Source organism: Candidatus Omnitrophota bacterium (assembly GCA_034717435.1).
GTDB lineage: Bacteria > Omnitrophota > JAUWXU01 > JAUWXU01 > JAUWXU01 > JAYELI01.
The window spans coordinates 1-8,318 of the sequence record JAYELI010000049.1 but is presented as its reverse complement, the minus strand read 5'-3'; the positions used below and the strand labels follow the sequence as shown (position 1 = coordinate 8,318).

General features: G+C 40.2%; 9 protein-coding genes and 2 tRNA genes. 3 read left to right on the top strand and 8 right to left on the bottom strand.

Features of this window, described 5'->3' with window-relative positions; translation table 11 throughout:
* Positions 1 to 186 (top strand): hypothetical protein (locus U9Q08_04145; protein MEA3328901.1); only part of this gene is annotated, 186 nt, incomplete at its 5' end.
* Positions 187 to 232: 46 nt separating this feature from the next.
* Here the strand turns inward: U9Q08_04145 and U9Q08_04140 are convergent.
* From U9Q08_04140 to leuS, 5 genes are all read right to left on the bottom strand, one after another.
* A complete protein-coding gene (locus tag U9Q08_04140) occupies positions 233 to 1,765 on the bottom strand; it encodes a ComEC/Rec2 family competence protein (protein ID MEA3328900.1) in 1,533 nt (510 codons plus the stop codon).
* Positions 1,762 to 2,154 (bottom strand): helix-hairpin-helix domain-containing protein, encoded by a 393-nt coding sequence (locus U9Q08_04135; protein ID MEA3328899.1) that lies wholly within the window; start codon positions 2,152 to 2,154, stop codon positions 1,762 to 1,764. The genes U9Q08_04140 and U9Q08_04135 overlap by 4 nt, the downstream gene beginning before the upstream one ends.
* Before the next feature lie 7 nt (positions 2,155 to 2,161).
* Positions 2,162 to 2,731: a general secretion pathway protein GspB gene (locus U9Q08_04130; GenBank protein MEA3328898.1), complete on the bottom strand. Its 570-nt coding sequence runs from the start codon at positions 2,729 to 2,731 to the stop codon at positions 2,162 to 2,164.
* Positions 2,728 to 3,534, bottom strand: coding sequence for an AAA family ATPase (locus U9Q08_04125; protein ID MEA3328897.1), 807 nt, complete (start codon positions 3,532 to 3,534; stop codon positions 2,728 to 2,730). Before U9Q08_04125 ends, U9Q08_04130 begins: the two co-directional genes overlap by 4 nt.
* 72 nt (positions 3,535 to 3,606) lie before the next feature.
* Positions 3,607 to 6,108, bottom strand: coding sequence for a leucine--tRNA ligase (gene leuS, locus U9Q08_04120; GenBank protein MEA3328896.1), 2,502 nt, complete (start codon positions 6,106 to 6,108; stop codon positions 3,607 to 3,609).
* A 46-nt stretch (positions 6,109 to 6,154) separates the two neighbouring features.
* Here leuS and U9Q08_04115 point away from each other — a divergent pair.
* Positions 6,155 to 6,228: transfer RNA gene (locus U9Q08_04115), tRNA-Ala, on the top strand.
* Between the two features lie 210 nt (positions 6,229 to 6,438).
* On the opposite strand, the gene U9Q08_04110 is transcribed toward U9Q08_04115, so the two are convergent.
* Entirely contained in the window at positions 6,439 to 6,789 is a 351-nt protein-coding gene (locus U9Q08_04110) for a hypothetical protein (GenBank protein MEA3328895.1), read from the bottom strand.
* A 131-nt stretch (positions 6,790 to 6,920) separates the two neighbouring features.
* Here U9Q08_04110 and U9Q08_04105 point away from each other — a divergent pair.
* Positions 6,921 to 7,007: transfer RNA gene (locus U9Q08_04105), tRNA-Leu, on the top strand.
* A gap of 161 nt (positions 7,008 to 7,168) precedes the next feature.
* Here the strand turns inward: U9Q08_04105 and U9Q08_04100 are convergent.
* A complete protein-coding gene (locus tag U9Q08_04100; GenBank protein ID MEA3328894.1) occupies positions 7,169 to 7,531 on the bottom strand; it encodes a helix-turn-helix domain-containing protein in 363 nt (120 codons plus the stop codon).
* 89 nt (positions 7,532 to 7,620) lie between these two features.
* A complete protein-coding gene (locus tag U9Q08_04095) occupies positions 7,621 to 8,163 on the bottom strand; it encodes a polymer-forming cytoskeletal protein (protein MEA3328893.1) in 543 nt (180 codons plus the stop codon).
* Positions 8,164 to 8,318: the final 155 nt, after the last annotated feature.

Here is an 8,318-nt window from a genome sequence, read left to right as displayed (position 1 = left end):
TTAACCGAAATTAAAAATAATAACGCTAAAAAGGTCATTCTGAGGCCGAAGGCCGAAGAATCTCAGAAAACACGGTTTTATGGGAGATCCTTCGGTCGCCCTTCGGGAATACTCAGGACTTCCTTCGGTCGCTTACGCTCCCTCAGGATGACACCTATCTTAAAAAGAACAAAATTAAGGACTTAGGGAGTGTGCAGTTTTAAACTTTAAACTGTGCAGTTTTAATTTTTAGCTAACAGGAGGGGTTCGTGTCTTTAACAGGTAGAAAGCAAACGGCTAGCAGGAGCAGGCCGTAGTAGCAAAAAACATATCCCAAGGGTATGGGCCCCAGCTTGAAATATGCGCCGGGAATGCCGGCTAAAAACGAGCTTATCCTGAGTAAGGTTGTAACAATAAATTCACAGTTCAGGCCGAATATAACCCCCAGAAACGGGGATAATCCTGCAAATGTTATCAAGGCAAGACCAGAGGCAACCAACAGGGGTAAAATTGAAACAACAAGCAGGTTTGCGATTATGGTTATTGGAGAAAAAATCCCAAAATAATAGGCAACCAGTCCTAAGCTGCCCAACCAGGCTGCTGATGATACCGATATAGCCCCGATTAAGAAACGCCTGCCCTGTACCAAGCTTGTTCTGGTACGGAACAGCCCAAATAATCTCACGTTAAATAAAGACTTAATCCGGGGAGAAATCGCGACAATCGAAATAACACAAACAAAGGAAAGTTGGAACCCGATATTAAAAAGCTGCCGGGGATTTAAGCCCAGAATAATCAACCCTGCCAATGCAAGAGAATTATATATATTTACTTCGCGGTCAATCAAATACCCGGTCAGCAGGGTAATAACCATAATGGCTGCCCTGACAGTTGATGGCCTGGCGCCGGTAAGCAAGGCATAGCCGGCTAACACAATTATAGCGATAAAATAACAAGGTTTCCCGGAAATTCTGACAATCCTCAATAACAGTAAACTGATAAAGGCGACAATGCCCACGTGAAGCCCGGAAACTGCCAGGATATGGCAGGTTCCGGTACGCAGCAAGGATTCATTTATGGCCCGCGGTACGCCTTTACGCTCACCCAAAAGCATTGCGCTTAATATGCTGGCTTCCGGGGGCGATAAATTCTCTGAAATTATAGAACTTGCTCTCTTCCTCAACCAAAAGACAAATTTTTTAAAGGGATTCCCTAAGTTTCTTCCGGTGTGGATGATTACCGTGGATTTCTTAACAGCCAGCAGGGAATAAATATCCTGCTGAGACAGATAATTTTCATAACTTAATTTGCCTAAGATAGAAAATCGAGGAGGCCGGTATAAAGAACCCCTTAGAATTAATTCCTCACCGTAAGAAAGATCTTCCTTCCCGAAAACATAAATCAAAACCTTACCACAAACCTTAAGTGCCGTGCGGCCTTCCAATAAACCTTTTACCCTGAAGATAAAACTTATCCTTTTATCTGTAATTTCAGGGCAGTTGTCAACAACGCCTTTTAAAATAACTATCTTAGATTTATAAGGTGTGACTGCAGCGATATGGGATTTAGGAATGGTTTGAAAATTCTTTAAGCAGAGAGCGCCGAGAAAAAAAGCAACACAGAGGATAAAAACAACAAACATTACGGTCTTTCGGAACCAGACGATACTGAATATTAAAAACAAGCAGGCAGGTAAATAAAGGAAAAAGAAAGGGGCTTCGAAATAATTAGCGGCCGCTATCCCCAGACAGAAAAAGACAGCCAGCCACACTAAGGGCTGTTTCACTTCAGAGCCAAATGCTCTTTTATTCGCTCAAACTTCCTGTTTCCGATACCTGTAACCTTCTTGATATCATCCAGTTTTGTAAAATAGCCATGATGCTTGCGATAATCGATAATTCTCTTTGCCAGTATACAACCGATCCCGGGAAGTTGAATTAATTCTTCTTCCCCTGCCTTATTCAGATTTACCCCGTTAGAAAGGATGTCATTTCTTACAACAGCGTTCTTTCTAACGGAGCAAATAATTGCAGAATTGGCCTCTTGATCACCGGCCGGACTTAATAAGCAAAACTTGGTGTTTGTTTTTTTAAAATAAACCAGCCCGCATCCTAAAATAAAGCTTGCCGCCAAAAAAACTATTACTCCCTTCTCAGGCTTAGTTAAACTAAACATCAAACAGTCATCTCCTTAAAAAAAGAGAGAATTTCTTCTCTTTGAATCTCAGCACCACCTCATCAGCTTTTATATCCATCACCTTCGCCCCCTTAATTAACTCTCCTTCTTTTAATATCCGATCGTTAATAAAAGCGAGCGGTTCCTCATCTTCATACATAATTCCGCTTAAAAACAACTCTGGAGGTATGTTTGCCTTTATAATGCCCGTCTCGACAGACGCTATAATTTCCTTCTTGCTGGACGCCATGATTTTTTTTCCAGGAAGCGCAATGACCTTTTTTTCGGCAAGTGTTATGGTCTCTTTCTCTTTAGGCGCTATAATCCCTTTTTTGGGAAGCAGTGTTGAGATATCTTTGTTTACCTCCTGGCGCAAAACTACCCGGTTAGGCATGATATCCTGCGTAATCGTCCCGGCCAAAAATTCCCTTGCTAAAAACAAAAAAACAATTACCAGCAAACCTATTAATATAAACCATCCCCTGGATCCCTTTTTGGCAGACGGGAAAGGTTCTTTCAAGAAAGGTTTTTTCTTTTGCTGGCCGGCCTTTTTCAATGCATCATCTACAATACTCATAGACCTTCTATTTCCTCGATACATTTATCTATGATCTGGCCGTCAATTTTTTTAGTATCCATAACATATGCGGCCAGCAGTGATTTGTCACAAACCATATTAATTAAGCGGGGGATTCCTTTTGAATAACCAAATATGTCATCTATGGCTTTTTCATTAAAAAATATATTTCCTTTTGACCCGGCAATGTTCAAACGATGAAAGATGTATTTTCTGGTTTCCAGACAGTCTAACGAAGTAATATGATAACGAATGCTTATTCTTTGCCTTAATTGCCTTAAAGAAGGTAACTTAAGTTTATCCCGAAGTTCAGGCTGGCCAACCAGGACAACTTGAATCAACTTCTCCTTTTCCGTTTCCATATTAGATAACAACCGGATTTGCTCCAGCATAGAAGGGGTTAAATTTTGCGACTCATCTATAATCAAAACAACGTTGTGATTTAAAGATAATTGCTCGATCAGAAATTCATTCAGCCCATCAAACAGATCTTTTTTGCTCTTTCCCTTTGGTATTATTGCGAACTCATCGACAACAGCCTTCAGCATCTGCGTGGGCGACAGATTAGAATTCAGGATAAGAGCTGTCTTGGTTTTTTTATCCAGGCGGCTTAAAAGAGCCCGGCAGAGAGTTGTTTTTCCGGCGCCTATTTCACCGGTAATCTCAATAAATCCTTTTCTCTCTTCTATTCCATAGACCAGATGGGAAAAGGCCTCCTGGTGTTTCCTGCTGTAAAAAAGAAACTTAGGATCAGGAGTCACATTAAACGGCTTTTCTTTCAGCTCAAAAAAATCCTTATACATTTCAACCTGTTTCCTGACTGCCTCGCACCATCCCGCAGGAATTGGTTCGGGGTCTTTTGTCTTCTGCCTACATTATACCACAATATTTACCAATTTCTTGGGAACAACTACTATCTTTTTGACAGGTTTGTCTTTTACCCAATCTTTGATTCTTTCATCCTCCAACGCCTTTTTTTTAAGGACACCCTCTTTAATATCATTGGCAACCTTAAGTCTTTGTCTCAATTTCCCGTTTATTTGAACAATTACGGTTATCTCTTCTGATTCTAAAAACTGCGGATTATATTGCGGCCAGTTCGCCCTGAAAATAGTGGATTTATGGCCTAATTGCTGCCACAATTCTTCAGCTATATGAGGAGCAAAAGGTGAAAGCAAAATAACCACAGTTTCAATAGCTTCCCTAATCGCTTCAGGCTGCAGGTTATAAGCTTCATCCTTAATGAGTTTATTTACAGCCTGCAGCCTGAAGCCTGAAGCCTGAAGCTTATATACCTCATTCACTAATTCCATAATAGCGCTGATAGCGGTATTGAAATGAAAATCACCCTCCATGTCCTCGGTAACCTTTTTTATGGTCTGATGCGTTTTCCGCTTCAATTCTTGAATTTTGGGATTTGCTTGTCCCAAAACCAAAGGCCGAGATTGGATTTGTTTTATCATTCTCCACACCCTGCTTAAAAATCTGTAACTGCCTTCAACTGCCTTATCGTTCCATTCGGCATCCTTTTCCGGTGGACCGATAAACAAGGTGTAGACCCTTACTGTATCTGCTCCGTAAGCAGTGATTAATTCGTCCGGGCTGACAACATTACCTTTTGATTTGGACATTTTGGCGCCATCTTTGACTATCATGCCCTGGGTAAACAATGATTCGAATGGCTCCTGAAAATTAACCCGGCCCAGGTCATAGAGAATTTTGATGATAAAGCGAGAATAGAGAAGATGCAAAATTGCGTGTTCGACTCCGCCGATATATTGATCAACCGGAAGCCACCTGTTGGCCAATTCGAGACTAAAGGCCTTCTCGGTATCCCGAGGAGTAAGATACCTTAGAAAATACCAGCTGGAATCCACAAACGTATCCATAGTATCTGCCTCGCGGACAGCCTGACCCCTGCATTTAGGACAAACGGTATTTAAAAAACCGCCTTTCCCCTTTAAGGGAGATTCTCCCGTTGGCTTAAATTTTATATCTTCGGGAAGCAAAACCGGCAAGTCATCTTCGGGCACAGGAACAATACCGCAAGAACGGCAGTAAACAACAGGTATCGGCGCGCCCCAGTATCTTTGTCTTGAAACCAGCCAGTCTCTTAACCTATAGTGCACCATTTTTTTACCAATATTATTTGCCTGCATATAATCAGCTATTTTTTCCATAGCTTTTTTACTGGACAGGCCGGTAAACTCTCCTGAACCGACCATCACGCCGTTTTCCAGATATGCCTCTTTGATCAAGTCCGGATTAATAGGCTCGTGAGGATTGTCGATTACTAATTTTACCGGCAAATTATATTTCTTGGCAAATTCAAAATCTCTTTGGTCGTGGGCAGGGACAGCCATTACTGCGCCGGTGCCGTATTCCATCAAGACATAATTGGCTATCCAGAGGGGTATTTGTTCACCGGTCATAGGATTAACAACGTATCTACCGGTAAATATGCCTTTCTTTTCTGTTTCTAAAGATGAACGGTCAATTTTACTTTGAGACTTAACCTGTTTTATAAACTCATCTATCCTGTCTTTATCAACAACATCTTTTATCAATTCTCCAATACCGGGATGTTCCGGCGCCAGCACCATATAAGTAGCCCCATAAATGGTATCTACCCGGGTAGTAAAACAATCTAATACTTCTTCAGCATTAACTACAGGAAAATTTATCTGCACGCCTTTGCTTTTTCCAATCCAGTTCCTCTGCATTATCTTTACACGTTCCGGCCAATTATCCAATAATTTTAAATCATCCAACAACCTTTCGGCATAATCAGTAATTTTAAAAAACCATTGCTCCAGCTCTTTTTCTACAACTTTACTTTCGCACCTTTCGCATTCTCCTTCAATTACCTGTTCATTCGCCAAAACAGTTTTGCACGACGGACACCAGTTAACCGCGGCCTTTTTTCTATAGCAAAGCCCTTTCTGATATAATTTTAAAAAGAGCCACTGGGTCCAGCGATAATACTCCGGCAAACAAGATGTAATTTCTCTATCCCAATCGTAACCCACCCCCCATTCGTTCATTTGTTTTTTCATGGTGGCTATATTGCGCATAGTGGATTCTTTGGGATGAATATTATTTTTAATAGCGGCATTCTCTGCCGGCAGCCCAAAAGCATCCCAGCCCATAGGCGTCAACACATTAAAACCTTTCATCAGTTTATATCTAGCCACAACATCACCGATGATGTAGTTTCTTCCATGGCCAACGTGAAGGGCAGCCGAAGGATAAGGAAACATCATCAGGCAGTAATATTTCGGCTTCTTGGATTCGGGATCCATTTTGAACAGCCCGTTTGTCTGCCAATATCTCTGCCACTTAGGTTCAATTTTAGCGAAAGGGTAGTTTTTTTCCATTTTTATTGACAAAGTTAAAAAATATGCCTATAATTGCTTAATATCTGGGGCTGTGGTGAAGCGGGATCACACCACAATGGCATTGTGGTATCACGGGTTCAATTCCCGTCAGCTCCACCAATTCTTTCTCTCTCTTATCTTATGTAATCTCGGTTCAAAAGTCAAGTATAAGCAAAAAAGGAGACTTAAAAAGTCTCCTTTTTTGTATCACTGTCTATAAGTAAGTAAAGTCGATTTAACTATTTCTTCTTTGCCTTTTTCTTTGGTTTTGCCTTTGCCTTTTTCTTTGGTTTTGCCTTTGCCTTTGCCTTTGCCATCCTACACCCCCTTTCACTTTTTTCTTTTTATATCCTCTGCTTTGGTCCTTGTTTTTTTAATCTGATTATCCAACCCACGGATCTTGGTGCATGTGGGTTTAATCTCGGGAAGATTTACTTTACCCAAAGCATCCATTTCGACTATCTTTTCTCCGATCTGCTGACATAAAGTTTCTTTTTTCCTTTTCAGCCCCAGTATGTCTAAATGGAGCTTGCCCACTTTTGATACACGGACAATTTCCTTTTCTGCTTTTTTAGCTAATTTTAAAGTATCTTTGCTGAATTTTAATAAATTTTTCTTGGTATACCCTAAAATCTTTTTTGCTTCTTTCTGCGCTGTAGTTTGTTTTTTTGTCTTTGCCATTTTATATTCTCCAATTCTCTTGACACTTTTAATGTTACATTATAGAATAATCACTGTCAAGCATTTTTTAACAATTTCTAAAAAAAATTCTTTTGGCTTTTTTTGTTTTCTCTAAAAAAATTTTCTTTTTTGCCGGAGTGGCGGAATCGGAAGACGCGCCGGTCTCAAAAACCGGTAGTGGAAACACTGTAAGGGTTCGACTCCCTTCTCCGGCACCAATGAGTATATGACTTACAAAAAATCAAAGATTTTTTGTAGGCTATATTAAAGATAACTTTTGTTGAAAAATTTCATAAATTAAAAAACCGTGAGTAAATTTACTCACGGTTTTTTAATTCTTTATTTTTTACTTATTCTTATGTCAAAGTTTTCCTTTAGGTCATTTCAAGATCGTTACAATTAAAAAAATCATAACCCCTAAAGAAATAATATAAAAATTATTGAAGTACCAAAAATCCTGGATTTTTTCCAGCAAAGAAGCATTTTTTAAAGAAAGTTCATTATCAAGCATGGATTCCCGCGTAAGTTTTCGCATAGGCTTCTTTTGAACCAGCTTCTGCCCGGGTTTTGTATTCCTCTGGACTAAAGTGCTTTTAAAAGCGGAAATGTCATCTTGCTTGAATCTTAGATAGACACCGGCTATTTTATAAGCCTCAATCTTCCCGCTTTTAACCAATATTTCCAGCTCTCCCGGATTTAAATTCAGAGAACTGGCTGCTTCCTGAAGATTCAACATTGCCATGCATATTACCTCTCTTTAAAACATATTATTATAACGCTAATTTTCGCTGATATCAATCAGCACTTTTACCATTAGCGTAAATTAGCGTTTCAAAGCTTCACCTTTTCATCCACTATCCACTTGTCTATTTTGTCTCTGTCAAATTTCCAACCGTCTTCTTCTCTAACCGCAGGTATCTTGCGGCCATCTGCCCATTGCTTAACAATAGTCGTCTCTACTTCAAGATATCTTGCTATTTCGTCAATATTCAACATTGCTTTAACGGTTGATTTCTCCTGCGTGGATAACATCCGGCATTTCCCCTCCAACACCGCTCCCGGAGTAACTCCCAAACGAGGCGTCTGGATATCGCCTTTTACATCAGCAGGGGGAACGATATTTAGTTCTTTGCTTGCTTTTATTTGGCCAACAACCCTGCCGGCAATAACGATATTTTCTCCGACTATATCGGCCTGCACATCAGCATGTTCACCAATAGTCAGATTTCCTTTTGTATCTAATTTCCCCTTAAAATCGCCGTTAATCTGAAGATTTACAGGGTCTTTAAAAATAAGGCTGCCCTCCATACTGGCATCCATATTTAAAACCCCCTCGGTCCCCCGGGGTTCCTCCTTCTCCTTCTTTCTCATCATATCCACCTCCATTGATACTGACGGCTTGCCGTTAAGGCAAGTCATCGTTACCTTCTTTAGTCTTTTTAAGTCTACTACAAATAATAGCGATTGTCAATGTCCTGGTTTCAACCTGTTATCTACGAATTAAAAGTGCACAGTTTTTAGACGATTTA